We start from the raw sequence: 19,712 nt of genomic DNA, 5'->3' as shown, positions 1-19,712 counted from the left end.
GCTTTTTCCATCCGCTCCCTTCACGTCATCCCCGGCCTTGTGCCGGGGATCCGCGTCTTGAGGGTGCAGCCGTTCCGAAGACGTGGATGGCCGGGTCAAGCCCGGCCATGACGAGGGCGCCTGAGTCCGGCCGAGTGGAGAACGTACCCCCTCGCACCGCTCCTGCCCCTCCTTAAACAGGAGAGGGGAGCTCTGGATCACGCGCGCAGCGAGGCGCTTCCGGTGAACTCGTCCTTCCGGCTGCGCAGCTTGAACGCGAGGGCGATGAGCGCAACGCCGAAGAGGAGCGCATACGCGCCGAGCCACCAGGTCAGCACCACGGCGCCGACGAGCGGCGCGATCAGAAGCGCCACGCCGAAGAGAACCGACACCAGACCGCTCAGGATCAGCCATCCGCGCCCGAAGGCCGGATTCAGCTTGAAGGCGGCGACGATCATCAGAATGCCGGTGATCAAGGACCACACGGCCAGAAGCGTGACGAAGAACACCACCGTCAGGCCCGGCATCAGGAACGCGATGATGCCGACGAGGATGTTGAGGATGCCTTCCAGGATCAGCAGGCCCCAGCGCTCGTGGCGGGAGGCGGCGCGAATGCCCGACACGATGCCGAAGACGCCGTCGACCAGCATGTAGGCCGAGAAGAACAGCACGAGGGAGAGGATCGTCGCGCCCGGCCAGAAGAACGCGATGAGGGCGAAGATGACCGCGAAGACGCCGCGGAGCGCCAGGGCCCACCAGTTGCGCGCAAGCAGCGCACTCATGGATTCGGCGCGGTCGAGCGGATCATAGGAAGCGGAGTTGGGGGTCCCGGTCGCCATGGTCGTCTCCTTCGATAGACCTCTTCACAAGGTGACACCCTGTCAATGCCAGGCTTGGCGGTAGGTTTCCCTTATTTCCCAGCGGACGCTGTTTTCTCCTTGATTCTGCTCAAGCGGCGCCGGATCGCCATCTTGCGCCGCCTCAGCCGCACGCGCCGCTTGAGGCGAAGAGCGCGGATGAGGAGGGCCAAGCCGAACCAGACGAGGGCGATCACGAGGGGCGAGATGATCACCACCGGGAATGCGGTGATCAGGGCCGCCAGGGCGAGAAGGGCGAAGCCGATGATGGCGATGCTGCTGGTCTCGGTCGCGGTGAGCGAGCGCGAGCCCATGGCCTTGCCGATGCTGCTCGAGAGCGCGAGGGCGCCGGCGGCAAGCCTGCGCACGCCGCCTCTCTTGAACCGGTGAGCGCGGCGCGAACGCATGTTCCGGGCCCGTCTCCGGCGCGATTGCCAGCCGGGCACGATCTCGGTGGCATTGGCGAGATCCTCCAGATACATCGCCTCCATGGCCTCGGCGAAGGTCTTGTCCTCGACGATGACGTCGAGCTCCCAATTGGTGGCCCAGCTGGCGAAGTTGAGATTGGTGGAGCCCACCCGCGCCCAGCGCCCGTCCACCACGGCGGTCTTCGCGTGCAGCATCGAGCCGTTCCACTCGAAGACCCGGATGCCGGCCTCGATGAGCGAGCGATAGCCCGCGCGAACAATGGGCTGCAGCGCCGGCACGTCGCTCGAGCCCGGCACGAGCAGGCGCACGTCGACCCCGTCGCGCGCCGCTTCCCCGAGGGCCTGCACATAGGACGTGGTGGCGACGAAATAGGCGTCGGTCAGCCAGAGATTGCGCTGGGCGGTGGCGGCGATGAACTGGTCGACCCGATAGGTGCGGAACATGCCGGGCTCGCCGCTGATCAGCCGCGCCGCCATGCTGCCCGCATGCGGGATCGCATCGGCGGAGGGCAGTTCCGATTTCGGGATCGCCCGCATGCCCGCGAGCACCCAGCTCTCCGCGAAAGCCGCGTCGAGGTCGGCCACCATGGGGCCTTCCACTGAAATCCCTGTGTCGCGCCAGGGTTCGGCCTCCTTGCCGCCCTCCCAGCTCTCGGAGATGCACAAGCCCGACACGAAGCCGATGCGGCCGTCCACGGTGATCAGCTTGCGGTGGTTGCGCCGGATCCAGAAGGGATCCGTCAGGCGGGGCGGGTTGAACACCCGCGCCTCCACGCCCGCTTCGCGCAAGCGCCGCCAGAAGGCCGGGAGGGCCCGAAAGGAGGAGCCGAGCCAGTCGTAGAGCACCCGAACCTTCACGCCCGCGCGGGCCCGCTCCATGAGCGCCTCCGCGAAGCGGCGGCCGGTCTCGTCATTGGCGATGATGAAGTTCTCGAAATGGATCACACGCTCCGCCGAGCGGATCGCCTCGAGCCAAGCCGGATAATTGTCCCGGGAATCCTTGAGCAGCCGGACCGCGTTTCCGTGGCGCAGGTCGCTGTCGGCGATGCGCGAGAAGGCGCGCTCCATGCGGAGTTCGTCCAGGGCAGCACGGTAGGGCTGAACCGACGGTCCAGGGTGGTTCGTCATGAGATTCATGACCTTTCAACGCGTGAAGCACGCATTCGGCTCACGAAGCAGGCGCAACGGAGCCCGAACCTGGCTTCACATCCTGTTAACCTTAAGCGCATGTTCCACAACTTGGCCATAATTCACCTTAATCCCGGCTGCCTCCCCTGAGGTTGACGGAACTCTCCCTTAACCATCCGCCCGATATGAAAGACACAACGTTCGGCAAACGTGTGTGTAAGGAGTATTGCCAATGATGTCGCTACGCGCCGTCAAATTCGCCGCTGCCCTTGTCCTCGCCCTCGGGGCGGCAGCGTGTTCCTCCAATAAAGATGGCATGGCCGATGGGTCCGGCGGCTTCGGGTCCGGTGGCGCCGCAACCCCCGGCAGCGCCCAGGACTTCGTCGTGAACGTGGGCGACCGCGTGTTCTTCGAGACCGATTCGACCGACCTCACCCCCACCGCCGTCGCCACCCTGGACAAGCAGGCCCAGTGGCTGCAGCGCTATCCGAACTACACCTTCATCCTCGAAGGCCATGCGGACGAGCGCGGCACCCGCGAGTACAACTTCTCGCTCTCGGCCCGCCGCGCCCAGACCGTGCGGGACTACCTGATCTCGCGCGGAATTCCGGGCAACCGCTTCCGCACCGTGTCCTATGGGAAGGAGCGCCCGGTGGCCGTCTGCAACGACATCTCCTGCTGGTCGCAGAACCGCCGCGCGGTCACCGTGCTCGGTGGCGCCAGCTCGTAAACCTTCGGGTCGAAAGGTCGTGAAACCGCAGAGCGTCGCCACATTATCGCCGTGGCGGCGCTTTTGTGTTATCGGAACGCCTCGCATCCGACCCCATACGGTATCCAGCATGTTACGACGCCTTCTTGTCTTTTTCGCCCTGGCGCTTGCCGCGGCGGCGCCTGCCGCCGCCCAGGACGCGGCCGACGCCATCGTGCGTCTCAACCGCCTCGAGAACCAGATGCGCCAGATCTCCGGCCAGCTCGAGCAGCTTCAGTACGAGAACCGCCAGCTCAAGGATCAGCTCCGCAAGTTCCAGGAGGACGTGGAGTTCCGCTTCCAGGAGGTTGGCGGTCGCGGCGGCGCCAAGCCTTCGCCGTCCACCACGCCGGCGCCCCGTCCCGTGCAGCCGCAGGCCCAGCCCCAGACGACGCCCCAGCGTCGCAGCGACGTGTTCGATCCGTCGCAGGATCCCTCTGCCCCGGGCGCCCCGCGCCCGCTGGGCACCACCCCTCCCTCCGCGCCCTTGGCGGAAGCGGACGGGCAGGGCGAGCAATTCGCCGGCATCGGCGAGCTGATCGAGGAAGAGGAGCAGGCTGTTCCCGGCGGTGCCCTAGGTGACGAAGCCCTGGGCGACGGGATGCCGCTGCCTCAGGGGGCGCTGCCGGGTCGGTCCAGTCCGAGCGTGGCGGCCACCAGCGTGGGCGATCCCCGGGCCGATTTCGAAATGGCCTACGGCGCCTTCGCGCAGAAGAACTATGATCAGGCCGAAATGGGCTTTCGCCGTTTCCTGCAGTCCAATCCCCGCGACCGGCTGGTGCCCGAAGCCACGTTCTGGCTCGGTGAAACCTATCTGCAGCGTAGCCGCTACCGGGAGGCTGCCGAGCAGTTCCTGAGCGTCTCCGCAGACCATCCGAACGCCGCCAAGGCCCCCGATGCGATGCTGCGCCTCGGCATGGCTCTCAACGGACTGGGCGCCCGTGACCGGGCCTGCGCCGTCTTCGCCGAGCTCGACCGCAAGTACCCGCAGGCTTCCGCCAATGTGCGCCAGGGGTCCGAGCGCGAGCAGAAGCGCAACAAGTGCACCTGACAGGCGTTCAAGTCGAGCACCCGAACCGTGGCCGCTCCTACGCCTCCCGATCCGCTCCCGACCTGTGATCCGGAGCTGCTTTTTTCGAGTTTGAATCATGCCACGGGCGTGGTGGCCGCCGTTTCGGGCGGGCCCGATTCCATGGCCATGATGCACCTGCTCGCCCGCTGGGCTTCCGAGCGCCGCCCTTCCGTTCTTGTCGTCACCGTTGATCATGGCCTGAGACGCGAAGCGGCGGAGGAGGCCGCTTTCGTGGCCCGGGAGGCCGCGGCCCTGGGCTTGCCCCACCGCACCCTCGTCTGGACCGGCGACAAGCCCGCCGCTGGACTGCAGGAAGCCGCGCGGGAGGCGCGCTACCGCCTGCTCATCCGGCAGGCCCGCGAGGCTGGAGCCTCGCATCTGGTCACCGCCCACACCCAGGATGATCAGGCCGAAACCATCCTCATGCGCCTGGCAAAGGGGTCAGGGCTCAAGGGCCTGAAAGGCATGCGCCGGGAGCACGAACGGGAGGGCATCATCCATGCCAGGCCCCTGCTCGACTGGCCCAAGACGGCCCTCGTGGGCCTGTGCCGGCGCAACGGCTGGGCTTTCGTGAGCGATCCCTCCAACGAGGACGAGCGCTTCACCCGGGTGCGCTGGCGCAGGCTGATGCCTCTTCTGGCCGAGGAGGGGTTGACCGCCGACCGCCTGGCCCGATTGGCCGAGCGGCTGGCTCAGGCGGACGACGCCCTCGACGTGAAGGCCCGGCAGGCTCTGGAGGCCGCGATCCTGGAGTCAGGGGAGGGGGAGCTCTGTCTCCGGGCCGCTTGCCTTGTCGAGGAGCCCTTCGAGATCGGGCTGCGGATTCTGGACCAGGCCTTGGGCCGGATCGGGCTCGAGAGCACCCGCCTGCAGCGGCTGGAAGGATGCCTGGAGCGCCTACGGGCGGCGGTTCCCGTACGGGAGGGCCTGCGTCTGACGATCGCGGGCGCTCTCCTTCATCTCGATCGGAGCGGGCGCCTGAATCTCAGGCCGGAACCGCCCCGCTCACGAGGCCGTTAGCCAATTCTCTTAGCCAAGTCCCTCGGATGATGCCGTATGCACGCCTCATTCCCTTGGCAATGGAGAAGGGTGTGCCTACATTGAGTTTAGCCGCATGGGGGGATTCCGTATCTTTCTCGTGCTTCATCTCCCTCTGGGGCAGAACCTGATCCAATGAATTCAAATTTCCGCAACTTCGCCTTGTGGGTTGTCATTTTCCTGCTGGTGCTGGCGCTCGTGACCCTCTTCCAGAGCCCGGGCCACAGGGGCGGCGGCAGCGACATCGCGTATAGCCAGCTTCTGAATGACGCCGATGCCGGGCGCATCACGAGCGTCATCATCTCCGGACCGGAGATCAGCGGCACCTATAACGATGGCCGGACCTTCTCGTCCTATGCGCCCAATGATCCCAACCTGGTCACGAAGCTGCAGCAGAAGGGCGTCCAGATCACGGCCCGTCCGCAATCCGACTCGACCCCCTGGTTCATCGCCGTTCTCATGAACATCCTGCCCATCGCGCTTTTCATCGGCGCCTGGGTGTTCCTGTCGCGCCAGATGCAGAACGGCGCCGGTCGCGCCATGGGCTTCGGCAAATCGAAGGCCAAGCTCCTCACGGAGGCGCATGGCCGCGTGACGTTCGATGACGTGGCGGGCATCGACGAGGCCAAGGAGGACCTGCAGGAGGTCGTGGAGTTCCTGCGCGATCCGCAGAAGTTCCAGCGCCTGGGCGGCCGCATCCCGCGCGGCGTGCTGCTCGTCGGCCCTCCCGGCACTGGTAAGACCCTGACGGCGCGCGCCGTTGCGGGCGAGGCCAACGTGCCCTTCTTCACCATCTCGGGCTCCGACTTCGTCGAGATGTTCGTGGGCGTGGGCGCCTCCCGCGTGCGCGACATGTTCGAGCAGGCCAAGAAGAACGCCCCCTGCATCATCTTCATCGACGAGATCGACGCGGTCGGTCGCCATCGCGGCGCCGGTCTCGGCGGCGGCAACGACGAGCGCGAGCAGACCCTCAACCAGCTCCTCGTGGAGATGGACGGCTTCGAGGCCAACGAGGGCATCATCATCATCGCGGCCACCAACCGGCCCGACGTGCTCGATCCGGCGCTCCTGCGTCCCGGCCGCTTCGACCGTCAGATCGTGGTGCCGAACCCCGACGTCACCGGCCGCGAGAAGATTCTGCGCGTTCACGTGCGCAAGGTTCCGCTGGCTCCCGACGTGGACCTCAAGGTCATCGCCCGCGGCACGCCCGGCTTCTCGGGCGCGGACCTGATGAACCTGGTCAACGAGGCGGCCCTGCTGGCCGCCCGCCGCGGCAAGCGCATCGTCACGATGCGCGAATTCGAGGACGCCAAGGACAAGGTCATGATGGGCGCCGAGCGCCGCACCCTGGTCATGACCGACGACGAGAAGCGCCTGACCGCCTATCACGAGGCCGGCCACGCCATCGTGGCACTCAACGTTCCGGCCACCGATCCGGTGCACAAGGCCACCATCATCCCGCGCGGCCGCGCGCTCGGCATGGTCATGCAGTTGCCCGAGCGGGACAAGCTGTCCATGAGCTTCGAGCAGATGACCTCGCGGCTCGCCATCATGATGGGCGGCCGCATCGCCGAGGAGATGATCTTCGGCAAGGAGAAGGTGACCTCCGGCGCCCAGTCGGACATCGAGCAGGCCACGCGTCTGGCCCGCATGATGGTGACCAAATGGGGCTTCTCGCCCGAGCTCGGCACCGTGGCCTATGGCGAGAACCAGGACGAGGTTTTCCTCGGCATGCAGATGGGCCGCCAGCAGAACGTGTCCGAGGCGACCGCGCAGAAGATCGATTCGGAAGTGCGCCGCCTCGTGGAGACGGGCCTCAACGACGCCCGCCGCATCCTCACCGAGAAGCAGGACGATCTCGAGGCTCTGGCCCGTGGACTCCTGGAATACGAGACCCTGACCGGCGAGGAGATCCGCAACCTGCTCAGCGGCCAGCCGCCGGTGCGCGATGCGGGCGGCGATCCGGTGACCCCGGCCCGCGGCTCCGCCGTCCCGACCACCCGCCCTGGCCGGCCGCGGGAGAACGACGGCGGCATGGAGCCGCAGCCCCAGGCCTGACAGCGGGGCTCCTGACAGCCACGCTCTTGCGTATTACCCAGAACGCTCGCCTTCCGGCGAGCGTTCTTTTTTGTTTACCTGCCGGCTCTACTTTCATTTCGGCAAGAGGATTCTCGCATTCTGTAACAATTGCTCATCACTTGTGATGGGGCTTGGCAGGGCGATGTCTTGACCCGGATTGGAGGGGAATGCTTTGAAAAAAGCAAAGCGCGCCGTCGCGCAACGAAGCGGGGAGACTAAACCCATGCGGAAATACTTTGGAACCGATGGGATCCGGGGGCGGGCCAACGGGATCATCACGCCCGATCTGGCCCTCCGGGTCGGCCAGGCGGCCGGCCTCATGTTCCTCCGGAGCGGCGATTACCGTCACCGGGTCGTCATCGGCAAGGATACGCGCCTGTCCGGCTACATGATCGAGAGCGCGCTGGTGGCGGGCTTCACCTCGGTCGGCATGGACGTGCTGGTCCTCGGGCCCATGCCGACGCCGGCGGTGGCCATGCTCACGCGTTCCATGCGCTGCGATCTCGGGGTGATGATTTCCGCCTCGCACAACCCCTACGAAGACAACGGTATCAAGCTCTTCGGCCCGGACGGCTTCAAGCTCAACGACGATCTCGAGAAGCAGATCGAGGCCCTCATCGACTCGGACCTGACCGCCAAGCTTGCGGGCTCGGCCGCCCTCGGGCGCGCCAAGCGGCCCGAGAGCGTCCATGCCCGCTACATCGAATTCGCCAAGCGCACCCTGCCGCGCCAGGTCGATCTCGAAGGCATGCGCGTGGTGGTCGATTGCGCCAATGGCGCCGCCTACAAGGTTGCGCCCGAAACCCTGTGGGAGCTCGGCGCCGAAGTGGTCAGCATCGGCGTCGAGCCGAACGGCTTCAACATCAATCACGAGGTCGGCTCCACCGCACCGGAGGCCCTGGTCCACAAGGTGCGCGAGCTGCGGGCGGATGTGGGCATCGCGCTCGACGGGGATGCGGACCGCGTTCTGATCGTCGACGAGAAGGGCCAGAAGGTCGACGGCGATCAGCTCATGGCCGTCGTCGCCCGCTCCTGGAAGGAGGATGGCCGCCTCGCCCAGCCCGGCATCGTCGCGACGATCATGTCGAACCTGGGCCTCGAGCGGTACCTGAACGGCCTTGATCTCAGCCTGGTACGCACCGCCGTGGGTGACCGTTACGTGCTCGAGCACATGCGCGCGCATGGCTTCAATCTCGGCGGCGAGCAGTCCGGCCACATCATCATGTCGGATTACACCACGACCGGCGACGGCCTCGTCGCGGCCCTGCAGCTGCTCGCCGTGGTCAAGAGCATGGGCAAGCCCGTATCGGAGGTCTGCCACTGCTTCGAGCCCGTGCCGCAGGTTCTGAAGAATGTGCGCTACAAGGCGGGCAAGCCGCTGCAGGACGCCTCCGTGATCAAGGCCATCGAGGCCGGCCGCGAGCGCCTGGGAGCCTCCGGGCGCCTCGTCATCCGGCCTTCCGGCACCGAGCCGGTGATCCGTGTGATGGGCGAGGGCGACAACGAGGTGCTCGTGGCCCGTGTGGTCGACGACGTGGTGGATGCCGTCACCCACGCCGCCTCACGGGTGGCCGCCTAAGGGCACAACCCATTCTCAAACGTTGAAAGGCATGGATGCACGCATCCATGCCTTTTTGCTGAGAGCCGTCCTCCTGCCTCAGATCCTGATGCCCATGGCATCCGGGGTGCCACGAAGGTGAAGAATTAAGCTTAACACTCTCTTCATTAAGCAATGATATTCAGTATCATAGCCGTCGAAGATCTCGCGGCAAATGGCTTGTTGAGTGAAGAAGAGTACGATGAATTCCGTCAAGATCGCGATCCTTGCGGGCCTCGCCGGCCTGACCGCTTCGGCTGCAACGGCTGCCGATCTTCCGCGCCGTATCCTCCTCCCGCGCGCTCCTGTCCTCGATACCACCGAAAACTGGTACCTGCGCGGCGATGTCGGCCACACCCATTACAAGCGCCCCGAGGCGGATTTCGCTCTGGCGGCTCTCGAAGGCAGCATGGCCCGTGAAGGCTTTCGCGACAGCGCCGTCATCGGTGCCGGTATCGGCTATCGCTTCAGTCCGCTGCTTCGCGCGGACGTGACTCTGGATCATCGCCTCAGGACGCATTTCAAGGGTCTGCCGTCCGATGCGGGGATCGCGACCGGATCCGTGGTCGACAGAGGGCGCTTCCAGTCCTCGACCCTGATGCTCAACGCCTATGCGGATCTCGGCACCGATAAAGGCCTTACGCCTTACCTGGGCGCAGGTATCGGCTTCGCGCGCAACACCCTCGATCACTACACCCGCACGGACGCCGTTCTGGGAACGGTGGAGCATCTGCCCGGTGAGGACGATTACGATCTGGCCTGGGCTCTCATGGCAGGTGTCGGCTACAAGCTCTCGAACGGCTTCACGCTGGATCTCGGGTACCGCTATGTCGGCCTCGGAGACGTGAAGACGGGCGGCTACGACGAAGGCGCGGGCGCCGATGTGGAATCCATCGGTTCGCACGAGGTGCGTCTGGGCGTGCGCTACGCCTTCCCATAAGCCAACAGGCTCTCTCCTCGGGCAGAAGCGGGGTCCTTCAGGCTCCGCCTCAACCGGCGCGCAACCTCCTTCACGAAAAAGCCCCGGCTTCCGACCGGGGCTTCTGCCATGGAAGGTTTTACCTCGCTCACTCCGCCGGATGAGCCGGCGGCTGCGCGATGGGCCCATCTTCGCCGTGAGGACGCTGGCCGGTCTGCGCACGCAGCTTGTCGAGCATCTCGCTCACGTAAGTGGCGGGCTTGGTGTAGCCGCCGATGAGGAGATAGATCGCGGGCACCACGAGTACCGTCATCAGTGTCGACATCGTCACGCCGCCGACGATCACCGTGCCGATGGCGCTGCGGGCTTCCGCGCCCGCGCCCGTGGACCAGGCGAGCGGGATCGCGCCGCCGATCATGGCGATGGACGTCATGAGGATCGGGCGAAGGCGCAGCACGGAGGCTTCGATCACCGCATCCCACACGGATAGGCCCCGCTCGCGAAGCTGGTTGGCGAACTCCACGATGAGAATGCCGTTCTTCGTCATCAGGCCGATGAGAAGGATCATGCCGATCTGGCTGTAGATGTTGAGCGTCTGCCCGGTGATCACAAGCGCCGCCAGGCCGCCCGTGACGGCAAGCGGCACGGTGAGCATGATGATGAACGGGTTGATCCAGCTCTCGAACTGCGCCGCCAGCACCAGGAACACCACCAGCAGGGCCATGCCGAAGGTGACGTAGATCGCGTTGGACGATTCACGGAAGTCCTGGGACTGACCGGTATAGCCGATGCGTGCGTCGGCCGGCAGGTTCTCGCGCACGATCTGCTCGAGAGCCGCAAGGCCTTCGCCGATGGAGGCATTGCCCTGAAGGCCCGCATCGATCGTGATCGAACGCATCCGGTCGAAGCGGTTGAGCGTCTGCGGAGCTGCGGCTTCCGTCAGTGTCACGAAGGAGGAGAGAGGGACGAGCTCGCCGTTCGTGGCACGCACGAAGGTGTTGGCCAGATCGTTCGGCGTCGCGCGGTCCTCGGCGCGGCCGCGCATGATGACGGAATATTCCTCGCCACGGTTGACGAAGGTGGAGACCTCGCGCTCGCCGAACATCAGTTCGAGCGTGCTGCCGATGTCCTCCACCGAGACGCCGAGGTCGGCGGCGCGCTGCCGGTCGATCTGGACGCGAATGTCGGGCTGCGACTCCCGGTAGTTGGAGTCCATGTTCACGAACATGCCCGTTTCCTGCGCCTTCTGCATGACGATGTCGCGCCACTCGCGCAGGGTGTTGTAGTCGGGTCCGCCCAGCACGAACTGGATGGGTTTGGACGGGCCGCGCTGGCCGAGCGAACCGGGGCTGATCGGCGCCACGCGGGCGCCGGGGAAATTCGCGACCTTGCGGTTGATCTCCTGCACGAGGTCCTGCTGCTTCACGGTGCGCTGATCCCAGGGCACGAGGCGCACGATGATCATGCCGGAATTGACCGGCGAGGGACGCGCGAAGCCCGGCGCCACCTGGCTGGTGATGGACGAGACGATGCCCTGCTCCTGATAGGGCAGAAGGATCTTCTCGACCTCCTTCACGCGCTCGCGGGTATAGTCGAGGCTCGAGCCCTCGGGCGCCTCGATGCGCACGATGATCGCGCCGCGATCCTCCGTCGGGGCGAAGGCCTTCGGCAGCATCTGGAACAGGCTGTAGGCCGAGAGACACACCATGAACCCGATGGCCAGGATGACGAGAGGCGCCTTCAAAACTCGCGTCAGGATCTTGCGATAGACATTGTTCATGCCGGTAAAGAAGGGCTCGGTCATCGTCTGGATGCGGCCATGGGCCGGCACCATCAGCTTGGAGCACATCATCGGAGTGAGCGTGCGCGCCACGACGCCGGAGAAGAAGATGGCGGCCGCGAGCGTGATGCCGAACTCCCGGAAGAGCTGTCCGGTATTGCCGCTCATGAAGGCGAGCGGCACGAACACGGCCATCAGCGTGGCGGTGGTGGCGATCACGGCGAAGCCGATCTCGCGGGCGCCGTCGAAGGAGGCGAGCAGCGGAGGCTGCCCTTCCTCGATGCGGCGGTGGACGTTCTCGATCTCCACGATGGCGTCGTCCACCACGATGCCGATGGCGAGCACCACGGCGAGCAGGGTCAGCACGTTGATGGAGGCGCTGAAGAACGCCATCACCATGCAGGCCGCGATGATCGAGACCGGAATCGCCACGATGGCCACGATGGTGGAGCGCCAGTCGCGCAGGAACACGAGGATCACCAGAACCACGAGGAAGATGCCTTCCATCAGCGTATGCAGCACGCCCTCGATGGAGGCGCTGATGAACTGGCTTTCATCATAGGAGATCTGGGCCGTGGTGCCCGGCGGGAGCGAAGACTGCAGGCTCTCCAGCTCCGCGCGCACGCCTTCCGCCACCGCAAGGGTGTTGGCGGTCGACTGGCGCACCACGCCGAGACCCATGGCGACCTTGCCGCCTTCATAGAACTCGAAGCGGTTGTCCTCGGGACCCACCTCGACCTGGGCGACCTCTCCCAGGCGCACGAGATAGCCGTTCCTGTTGGAGACGATGAGCTGCTCGAAGTCCTGCTGGTTGGAGAGGCGGGAATCCGTCTTCACGGTGAACTCGCGCTGCGAGGACTCGATGCGTCCGCCCGGAAGCTCCACGTTCTGCCGCTTGATGGCTGTTTCCAGATCCTGCACCGTGAGGCCGCGCGCCGCGAGGGCGGCGCGGTCCACCCAGACGCGCATGGAATAGCGGCGCTCGCCGGCGAGGTAGACGTTGGCGACGCCCGGCACGGTCGAGAGGCGGTCCACATAGACGCGCTTCAGGAAATCGCTGAGCTCCAGCGCGTCATAGGTGGATGATGTGACGCTAACCCACATGATCGCGGATGCATTGTCGTCCACCTTGCGGATCACAGGCTGATCGACGCCGTCCGGAAGGCGGCCGACCACCCGGAACACCGCGTCGCGCACGTCGGAGGTCGCGCCCTCGGGATCGCGCGACACGTCGAACTCGATCGAGACGGAGGAGCGCTCGTCCTGGCTCTGCGAGCGGATCTGCTTGATGCCCTCGATGCCTGCCACGGCGCCTTCGATCACCTCGGTCACGCGGCTCTCGATGACTTCGTTCGAGGCGCCGCGATACACCGTGGAGATGGACACGACCGGGCGATCGACGCTCGGGTATTCGCGGATCGGCAGGTTCATGAGCGCGGACAAGCCGCCCACGATCAGCAGCAGGCTCACCACGACGGCGAAGACGGGACGGCGGATGAAGAGGTCGGAAACCTGCATGACGGTTCAGCTCTGGGGCCAGTCGTTGATACAATCTCCCGCCGGGCGGGAGGGAAACATTCAGCGTTCGGCGGCCTGCGCCGTGCCGATCGCATGCGGCAGGTTCAGCGAGGAGCGCGAGGGCTGCTGGCGGTCGGCGGCCGGAGTGCCCTGCCGCGGCTCGCTGCCGCCCGAGCCGAGCGGACGGGCGATCACCTCGGCTCCGGGGCGCACGCGCTGAACGCCGAGGACCACGATGGTCTCCCCGGCCTTGAGCCCGTCGACCACCTCGGCCTTGCCGCCCTGGCGCTGGCCGAGAGTGACCACGCGGCGCTCGACCTTGTTGTCCTTCACCGGATAGACCACGTGGCGCAGGCCCTCGCTGACGATAGCTTCCTCCGGCACCACGACGGCTTCGTCGTTGGACGAGACCTCGAGCTTCACCGCCAGGAACATGCCGGGCTTGAGGGCCTCGTCCGGGTTGTCGAACTCGGCGGTCAGGCGTGCGGTGCGGGTTGCCTGATCGATCCTGGGATCGATGGTGGACACCTTGCCGCTGAAGGTGCGGCTCTTGTAGGCCGCGGAGATCGCCGTCACGGGCTGACCCGGCTCCAGGCGGCCGAGGAGGTTCTCGGGCACGGCGAAGTCGAGGCGGATTCTGGAGAGATCGTCGAGGGAGGTGATCCGGGTGCCGGGAGCGACATAGGCACCCAGGGAAACGGAGCGCGTCCCAACGCGCCCGTTGAAGGGTGCCCGGAGCGTCAGGTCCTCCAGCCGCGCCTCGGCGGCCTTGCGCTGCGCCTGAGCCGAGGCGATGGCCCCCTCGAGCGATTTCATCTGCGCGGTCAGGTCCTCGACCTGGGCGCTGGTGCCCGCTCCGGTGCGGCTCAGGGCCTGGGCGCGCTCGAGCTTGATCGCGATCTCGTTGCGCTGGGCGACCGCGCGATTGGCTTCCGCGATGGCTTGGTCGATGTCGGCCTGGCGTTCGGCGGCGTCGAGTTGGATCAGCACGTCGCCCGCTTTGACCTTCTGGCCTTCCTCGAACCCGATCTCGGTGATCACGCCCGCCACCTTGGCGGTCACCGTAATGGATTCAAAGGCGCGCACGGTCCCGACAGCCTCGCGGGTTTCCACGATGCGCCCGGTCTTGACCGTATCGACCTCCACCGTTGCCGGACCAGCGCCGGCGCCACGGTTGCCACGCGCTCCGGAGGGAGAATCCTGCTGCGCCGCCGACAGGTTTCCTAGGTATCCGCCCTGATACGCATACCACCCGCCAAACCCTGCTGCCCCCAGCAAGGCAATGACGGCGAGTTGACCGGACACACGCATGCTCGCTCCTTGAACGCTCGGAAGTCTTTTCAGCTACCAATGATCTGATGAGGCCTAACACATCATCGGTCAGGCTCAGTGACTATAACGCAGTAAGCGCGGTGTTTTGTATTACGTTTTCGTAATCTGATGATTTTCCTGCTGCCTAACCTTGCGGCACCTGCCTTGACCATGGGCCCGGGTTCCGCCATACCGGTCGGCGGGACACCTCTCCCCACCGAGAGGCGCCCATCTGTAAGGATGGATATCATGACAGACCTGCCCAACGCGCGTCCCCGCGCGCCCTTCTTTTCGTCCGGCCCCTGTGCAAAGCGCCCCGGCTGGTCCCTCCAGAATCTGAAGACCGAAAGCCTCGGCCGCTCGCACCGCGCCAAGCTCGGCAAGGCGCGCCTGAAGCTCGCCATCGACCTCACCCGCGAGGTGCTGGAGGTGCCGGCCGATTACCGCATCGGGATCGTGCCCGCCTCCGACACGGGTGCGGTGGAGATGGTCCTGTGGTCGATGCTGGGCGCCCGTCCGGTCGACATGCTGGCCTGGGAGAGCTTCGGCGAGGGCTGGGTCACCGACGTGGTCAAGCAGCTCAAGCTCGACGATGCCCGCGTGATCAGCGCGCCCTACGGCGAGCTTCCTGATCTTTCGCAGGTCGATACGAAGAACCGGGACGTGGTCTTCACCTGGAACGGCACCACCTCCGGCGTGCGCGTGCCGCATGCCGACTGGATCGCGGCCGATCGCGAAGGCCTCACCATCTGCGACGCGACATCGGCGGCTTTCGCGCAGAAGCTCGACTTCGCCAAGCTCGACGTGGTCACCTTCTCCTGGCAGAAGGTGCTGGGCGGCGAAGCGGCGCATGGCATGCTGATCCTCTCGCCGCGCGCCGTGGAGCGGCTCGAGACCTACAAGCCCGCCTGGCCGCTGCCGAAGATCTTCCGCATGACCAAGGGCGGCAAGCTCATCGAAGGCATCTTCCAGGGCGAGACCATCAACACCCCGTCGATGCTGGCGGTCGAGGACTACATCGACGCGCTCGAATGGGCGAAGTCCATCGGCGGGTTGAACGCGCTCGTCGCCAAGGCCGACGCGAACGCGAAGGTCATCCAGGACTGGGTCGCGAAGACGCCGTGGATCGCCAACCTCGCCAAGGATCCGGCCAATGCTTCCAACACCAGCGTGTGCCTGGTCGTGGCCGATCCGGATGTGATCGCCAGGGGCCCGGAAGCCGTGGCCCAGGTTGCCAAGGGCATCACGTCGGCCCTGGAGAAGGAGGGCGTGGCTCTCGATATCGGTGCCTATCGCGATGCGCCTCCGGGCCTGCGCATCTGGTGCGGCGCGACGGTCGAGCAATCCGACCTGGAAGCCCTGACGCCGTGGCTCGACTGGGCCTTCGCGCAGGAAAAGGCGAAGCTCGCGAAAGCGGCTTGAGGCACAATTCTCTCCGAACCGCTATCCCCGGGCTCGTCCCGGGGATCCACGACTTTTCTGGCACGTGAGCTTGTCCACCCGGCAGACATGGATGGCCGGGCCGAGCCCCGCCATGACGCCATGAGGTTTTCCCCATGCCCGCTCCCCGCGTTCTCATTTCCGACGCTCTCTCACCCGCCGCCGTGCAGATCTTCAAGGATCGCGGCATAGAGGTCGATTTCCAGCCCGACCTCGGCAAGGACAGGGAGAAGCTCAGCCAGATCATTGGCAACTACGATGGCCTTGCCATCCGGTCCGCCACGAAGGTGACGGCCAAGATCCTCGAACAGGCGAAGAACCTGAAAGTGATCGGCCGCGCCGGAATCGGCGTCGACAATGTCGAGATCCCCGCCGCCACGGCGAAGGGCATCATCGTCATGAACACGCCCTTCGGCAATTCCATTACCACCGCCGAACATGCGATCGCGATGATGTTCGCCCTCGCGCGCCAGATCCCGCAGGCCGACGCCTCCACTCAAGGAGGGAAGTGGGAGAAGAACCGCTTCATGGGCGTCGAGCTGACGGGCAAGGTTCTCGGCATCATCGGCTGCGGCAACATCGGTTCCATCGTGGCCGACCGCGGCATCGGCCTGCGCATGAAGGTGATCGCCTTCGACCCGTTCCTTTCGCCGGAGCGCGCGATCGAGCTCGGGGTCGAGAAGGTGGAGCTGGACGATCTGCTGCGCCGTGCCGACATCATCACGCTGCATGTGCCGATGACCGAGAAGACGAAGAACATTCTGTCGGCGGAGAATATCGCCAGGACGAAGAAGGGCGTGCGCATCATCAACTGCGCCCGCGGCGGCCTCGTGGACGAGGGCGCGTTACGCGCGGCGCTCGATTCGGGACATGTGGCGGGCGCGGCCTTCGACGTGTTCGTCGAGGAGCCCGCTCTCACCAACCCGCTCTTCGGCCATCCCAACGTGGTCTGCACGCCTCATCTGGGCGCCGCCACCACGGAAGCGCAGGAGAACGTGGCGCTGCAGGTCGCCGAGCAGATGTCCGATTACCTGCTCCAGGGCGCCATCCAGAACGCCGTGAACTTCCCCTCGATCACCGCCGAGGAGGCGCCGCGCCTCAAACCTTTCGTGGCGCTCGCCGAGAAGCTCGGATCCTTCCTGGGCCAATTGACGGAATCGTCCATCAAGGGCATCCGCATCGAGTACGAAGGCGCCGTCGCCGACATGAACACCCGGGCGCTGACGTCGGCGGCCGTGACCGGCGTTCTGCGTCCCTTCCTGCAGGACATCAACATGGTGTCGGCGCCCGTGGTGGCGCGCGAGCGCGGCATCATGGTGGAAGAGGTCAAGCGCGAGAGCGCCGCGCGCGATTACGAGAGCTTCATCCGCATCGTCGTGGATGCCGAGGACATGCCGCGCCATGCGGGCGGAACCGTGTTCCAGGACGGCAAGCCGCGCGTCACCGAGATCCGTGAGATCGCCGTGGATGCCGAGTTCGCGCCGCACATGATCTATGTGCGCAACGACGACAAGCCCGGCTTCATCGGCCGCTTCGGCACGCTGCTCGGCGAGGCCGGCGTCAACGTTGCAACCTTCGCCCTGGGCCGCGACAAGCCGGGCGGCGATGCGATCTGCTTCGTGTCGGTCGATCAGCCCGTGTCGGAGGAACTCCTGCGCAAGATCGAGGAGATCCCGCAGGTCAAGCGCGCCCGCGCGGTTCGCTTCTAGAAGCATTTTCCGGCGAAGTGGCCACCGGTTCGCCGGATAGAAAATGCGGTAAGCCAGCAAAGCATTTTCCGGCGAAGCGGGTGTCGGTTCGCCGGGAGCACAGCGCAAAAACAACAAGGTCAAAGTCATGGCAGTTTCCCCGTCACAACGCTTCGTCCTGACGCTCGCCTGTGCGAACCGTCCCGGCATCGTCGCTGCCGTGGCGGGGCATCTGTCGGATGCGGGCCTCAACATTCTCGACGCCCAGCAATACGACGACACGCAGACGAACCGCTTCTTCATGCGTGTCGTCTTCAATCCGGTGAGCGGAGAGGTGGAGCTCGACGCGCTCAAAGACGGCTTCGGACCGCTCGCCGAGCGCTTCGACATGACATGGGCGCTGCGCAACGAGGGCGAGCGCCGGCGCGTCATGCTCATGGTGTCGAAGTTCGACCATTGCCTCGCGGACCTGCTCTACCGCTGGCGCATCGGCGAGCTCTCTTTCGAGCCTGTCGGCGTCATCGCCAACCATCCGGTCGAAGCCTACAGCCATGTGGATCTGGGCAGCGTGCCGTTTCACTACCTGCCGGTCACGAAGGATACGAAGCTCGAGCAGGAGGCGAAGGTCTGGGCGATCATCCGCGATTCACAGGCCGACCTCGTGGTACTCGCGCGCTACATGCAGGTCCTGTCCGACGGGCTTGCGGCGAAGCTCGCCGGGCGCTGCATCAACATCCATCACTCGTTCCTTCCGAGCTTCAAGGGCGCCAAGCCCTATCACCAGGCCCATATCCGGGGCGTGAAGCTGATCGGCGCCACCGCGCACTACGTGACGTCCGATCTCGACGAAGGGCCGATCATCGCGCAGGACGTGGAGCCGATCACGCATCGCGACAGTGCGGACGACCTCGTGCGCAAGGGCCGGGACATCGAGCGGCGCGTCCTCGCCCGCGCGGTGCGTTACCATCTGGAAGACCGCATCCTGCTCAACGGCCGCAAGACAGTGGTCTTCGCGGATTAGAGCTGCAGATGACTGAACGCTTCCGTCGTCATGGCCGGACTTGATCCGGCCATCCCCGTCTTGGGAGACCCGGCGCGTTGAAGACGTGGATCCCCGGCACAAGGCCGGGGATGACGAGGGGACTATGAGAAAGGGTCACTTCCGCTCCGCGAGCCAGATGCCGCCGAGCACCAGGAACAGGCCGAGCGCGTGATAAAAGGCGAAGGGTTCGCCGAGCAGCAGCACGGCGAGCAGCGCGCCGAAGACCGGCACGAGATTGACGAACAGGCCGGCTCTCGCCGGGCCGATCAGCTCGACGCCCCGGATGAAGAAGATCTGCGACAGCAGGGACGGAAACAGACCGATATAGAGCAGAATCAGCCAGCCTTTCCCGGTCGGCCATTGGGCGGCTCCCTGCGCGATCTCCACCGCCAGGGGAGGCAGGGACGTGAGAAACGCCACGCCGGCCAGGGCCGCGAAGAAGACGAGCCCCGACACGGGTGGACGGCGGCGCAAGCCCAGCGTGTAGCCCGCATAGAACACGCAAGCGACCAGCATCCACACGTCGCCGATATTGAGCGACAGGGTCTTGAGCACCTCCCAATCCGCCTTCACCGACACCAGCACCACGCCGAGGATCGTCACGATCATGCCGAGCACCTGCAGCGGGATCACGCGCGCGCCGAAGAACAGGATCGTGCCGATCAGCACCAAAACCGGAATGGCGCCTTGGAAGATCGTGAGGTTCACCGCGCTCGTATGATAGGCGGCCGCATAGAACAGCGCGTTGAAGGCCGTGAAGCCGGATGCACCCATCAGGATCGTGTAGAGCCAGCGGGGCCGGATCTTCGCCCATTCCGAGACCACCTGCCGTCCCACGAGAGGCCCCAGGATGGCGACCACGATGATCCAGCGGATGCAGGTGAGCAGCATGGGCGAAACCTCGCCGACCGCAAGACGTCCGGCGATCGCGTTGCCGCCCCACATGAGCGTGGTCAGGATGAGGAGCAGATAGGCCTGTCCCCAAAGACCCGTCCAAAGAGATTGCAGGATTTTCATAGCAGGCGGGACCTCGTGCCTCTTGCCGCCATGCGCAGTTTCGGTAAACCAGCGCCCAAAGAGCGGGTGAC

The 19,712-nt window shown here is 65.6% G+C and carries 14 protein-coding genes; 9 read left to right on the top strand and 5 right to left on the bottom strand.

Translation table 11 applies throughout. From position 1 onward, the window contains the following. Positions 1-197: 197 nt before the first annotated feature. On the bottom strand, positions 198-818 hold the full coding sequence (locus E4K09_RS06910; RefSeq protein WP_134496012.1) for an HdeD family acid-resistance protein: 621 nt from the start codon (positions 816-818) through the stop codon (positions 198-200). Between the two features lie 71 nt (positions 819-889). Beyond that, complete coding sequence (locus E4K09_RS06905; RefSeq protein WP_134496011.1) at positions 890-2,401, bottom strand: phospholipase D-like domain-containing protein; 1,512 nt, start codon at positions 2,399-2,401, stop codon at positions 890-892. A gap of 223 nt (positions 2,402-2,624) precedes the next feature. Here E4K09_RS06905 and pal point away from each other — a divergent pair, with 223 nt between their 5' ends. The 6 genes from pal (at position 2,625) to E4K09_RS06875 (ending at position 9,866) form a co-directional block, all read left to right on the top strand. Continuing rightward, a complete protein-coding gene (gene pal / locus E4K09_RS06900) occupies positions 2,625-3,122 on the top strand; it encodes a peptidoglycan-associated lipoprotein Pal (RefSeq protein WP_134496010.1) in 498 nt (165 codons plus the stop codon). Between the two features lie 109 nt (positions 3,123-3,231). Beyond that, positions 3,232-4,191, top strand: coding sequence for a tol-pal system protein YbgF (ybgF, locus tag E4K09_RS06895; RefSeq protein WP_134496009.1), 960 nt, complete (start codon positions 3,232-3,234; stop codon positions 4,189-4,191). Positions 4,192-4,281: 90 nt separating this feature from the next. Next, positions 4,282-5,232, top strand: a complete 951-nt coding sequence (tilS, locus tag E4K09_RS06890; protein ID WP_244610392.1) for a tRNA lysidine(34) synthetase TilS — start codon at positions 4,282-4,284, stop codon at positions 5,230-5,232. Between the two features lie 153 nt (positions 5,233-5,385). Then, positions 5,386-7,308 carry an ATP-dependent zinc metalloprotease FtsH gene (ftsH, locus tag E4K09_RS06885; protein ID WP_134496007.1) on the top strand — a complete coding sequence of 641 codons (1,923 nt, stop codon included), beginning with the start codon at positions 5,386-5,388 and terminating at the stop codon, positions 7,306-7,308. A gap of 244 nt (positions 7,309-7,552) precedes the next feature. Next, positions 7,553-8,908, top strand: a complete 1,356-nt coding sequence (gene glmM, locus E4K09_RS06880; RefSeq protein ID WP_134496006.1) for a phosphoglucosamine mutase — start codon at positions 7,553-7,555, stop codon at positions 8,906-8,908. 220 nt (positions 8,909-9,128) lie between these two features. After that, positions 9,129-9,866, top strand: coding sequence for an outer membrane protein (locus E4K09_RS06875; protein ID WP_134496005.1), 738 nt, complete (start codon positions 9,129-9,131; stop codon positions 9,864-9,866). 127 nt (positions 9,867-9,993) lie between these two features. On the opposite strand, the gene E4K09_RS06870 is transcribed toward E4K09_RS06875, so the two are convergent. Both E4K09_RS06870 and E4K09_RS06865 read right to left on the bottom strand, forming a co-directional pair. Further along, positions 9,994-13,143 (bottom strand): efflux RND transporter permease subunit, encoded by a 3,150-nt coding sequence (locus tag E4K09_RS06870; RefSeq protein WP_134496004.1) that lies wholly within the window; start codon positions 13,141-13,143, stop codon positions 9,994-9,996. A gap of 60 nt (positions 13,144-13,203) precedes the next feature. Beyond that, the gene (locus E4K09_RS06865; RefSeq protein WP_134496003.1) at positions 13,204-14,454 is read right to left on the bottom strand and encodes an efflux RND transporter periplasmic adaptor subunit; all 1,251 of its coding nucleotides are present in this window, start codon (positions 14,452-14,454) and stop codon (positions 13,204-13,206) included. Between the two features lie 249 nt (positions 14,455-14,703). Between E4K09_RS06865 and E4K09_RS06860 the strand changes: the two genes are divergently transcribed. The 3 genes from E4K09_RS06860 to purU all read left to right on the top strand — a co-directional run bounded on the left by E4K09_RS06860 (position 14,704) and on the right by purU (position 18,603). Then, positions 14,704-15,876, top strand: coding sequence for a phosphoserine transaminase (locus E4K09_RS06860; protein ID WP_134496002.1), 1,173 nt, complete (start codon positions 14,704-14,706; stop codon positions 15,874-15,876). Positions 15,877-16,010: 134 nt separating this feature from the next. Next, entirely contained in the window at positions 16,011-17,603 is a 1,593-nt protein-coding gene (gene serA / locus E4K09_RS06855; protein WP_134496001.1) for a phosphoglycerate dehydrogenase, read from the top strand. Between the two features lie 127 nt (positions 17,604-17,730). Next, positions 17,731-18,603, top strand: coding sequence for a formyltetrahydrofolate deformylase (gene purU, locus E4K09_RS06850; protein ID WP_134496000.1), 873 nt, complete (start codon positions 17,731-17,733; stop codon positions 18,601-18,603). 135 nt (positions 18,604-18,738) lie between these two features. Here the strand turns inward: purU and E4K09_RS06845 are convergent, their stop codons facing one another. After that, entirely contained in the window at positions 18,739-19,641 is a 903-nt protein-coding gene (locus E4K09_RS06845; RefSeq protein WP_134495999.1) for a DMT family transporter, read from the bottom strand. Positions 19,642-19,712: the final 71 nt, after the last annotated feature.

Origin of the sequence: Microvirga pakistanensis, from assembly GCF_004458765.1 — a bacterium.
Classification (GTDB): Bacteria; Pseudomonadota; Alphaproteobacteria; order Rhizobiales; family Beijerinckiaceae; genus Microvirga; species Microvirga pakistanensis.
The sequence above is the reverse complement of the archived record's forward strand: the minus strand, read 5'-3'. Positions and strand labels throughout refer to the sequence as shown.

What these genes read in the sequence shown, in the direction of transcription:
- E4K09_RS06910 (WP_134496012.1), bottom strand. Translation starts at nt 818, where the DNA reads ATGGCGACCGGGACCCCCAACTCCGCTTCCTATGATCCGCTCGACCGC.
- E4K09_RS06905 (WP_134496011.1), bottom strand. Translation starts at nt 2,401, where the DNA reads ATGAATCTCATGACGAACCACCCTGGACCGTCGGTTCAGCCCTACCGT.
- pal (WP_134496010.1), top strand. Translation starts at nt 2,625, where the DNA reads ATGATGTCGCTACGCGCCGTCAAATTCGCCGCTGCCCTTGTCCTCGCC.
- ybgF (WP_134496009.1), top strand. Translation starts at nt 3,232, where the DNA reads ATGTTACGACGCCTTCTTGTCTTTTTCGCCCTGGCGCTTGCCGCGGCG.
- ftsH (WP_134496007.1), top strand. Translation starts at nt 5,386, where the DNA reads ATGAATTCAAATTTCCGCAACTTCGCCTTGTGGGTTGTCATTTTCCTG.
- glmM (WP_134496006.1), top strand. Translation starts at nt 7,553, where the DNA reads ATGCGGAAATACTTTGGAACCGATGGGATCCGGGGGCGGGCCAACGGG.
- E4K09_RS06875 (WP_134496005.1), top strand. Translation starts at nt 9,129, where the DNA reads ATGAATTCCGTCAAGATCGCGATCCTTGCGGGCCTCGCCGGCCTGACC.
- E4K09_RS06870 (WP_134496004.1), bottom strand. Translation starts at nt 13,143, where the DNA reads ATGCAGGTTTCCGACCTCTTCATCCGCCGTCCCGTCTTCGCCGTCGTG.
- E4K09_RS06865 (WP_134496003.1), bottom strand. Translation starts at nt 14,454, where the DNA reads ATGCGTGTGTCCGGTCAACTCGCCGTCATTGCCTTGCTGGGGGCAGCA.
- E4K09_RS06860 (WP_134496002.1), top strand. Translation starts at nt 14,704, where the DNA reads ATGACAGACCTGCCCAACGCGCGTCCCCGCGCGCCCTTCTTTTCGTCC.
- serA (WP_134496001.1), top strand. Translation starts at nt 16,011, where the DNA reads ATGCCCGCTCCCCGCGTTCTCATTTCCGACGCTCTCTCACCCGCCGCC.
- purU (WP_134496000.1), top strand. Translation starts at nt 17,731, where the DNA reads ATGGCAGTTTCCCCGTCACAACGCTTCGTCCTGACGCTCGCCTGTGCG.
- E4K09_RS06845 (WP_134495999.1), bottom strand. Translation starts at nt 19,641, where the DNA reads ATGAAAATCCTGCAATCTCTTTGGACGGGTCTTTGGGGACAGGCCTAT.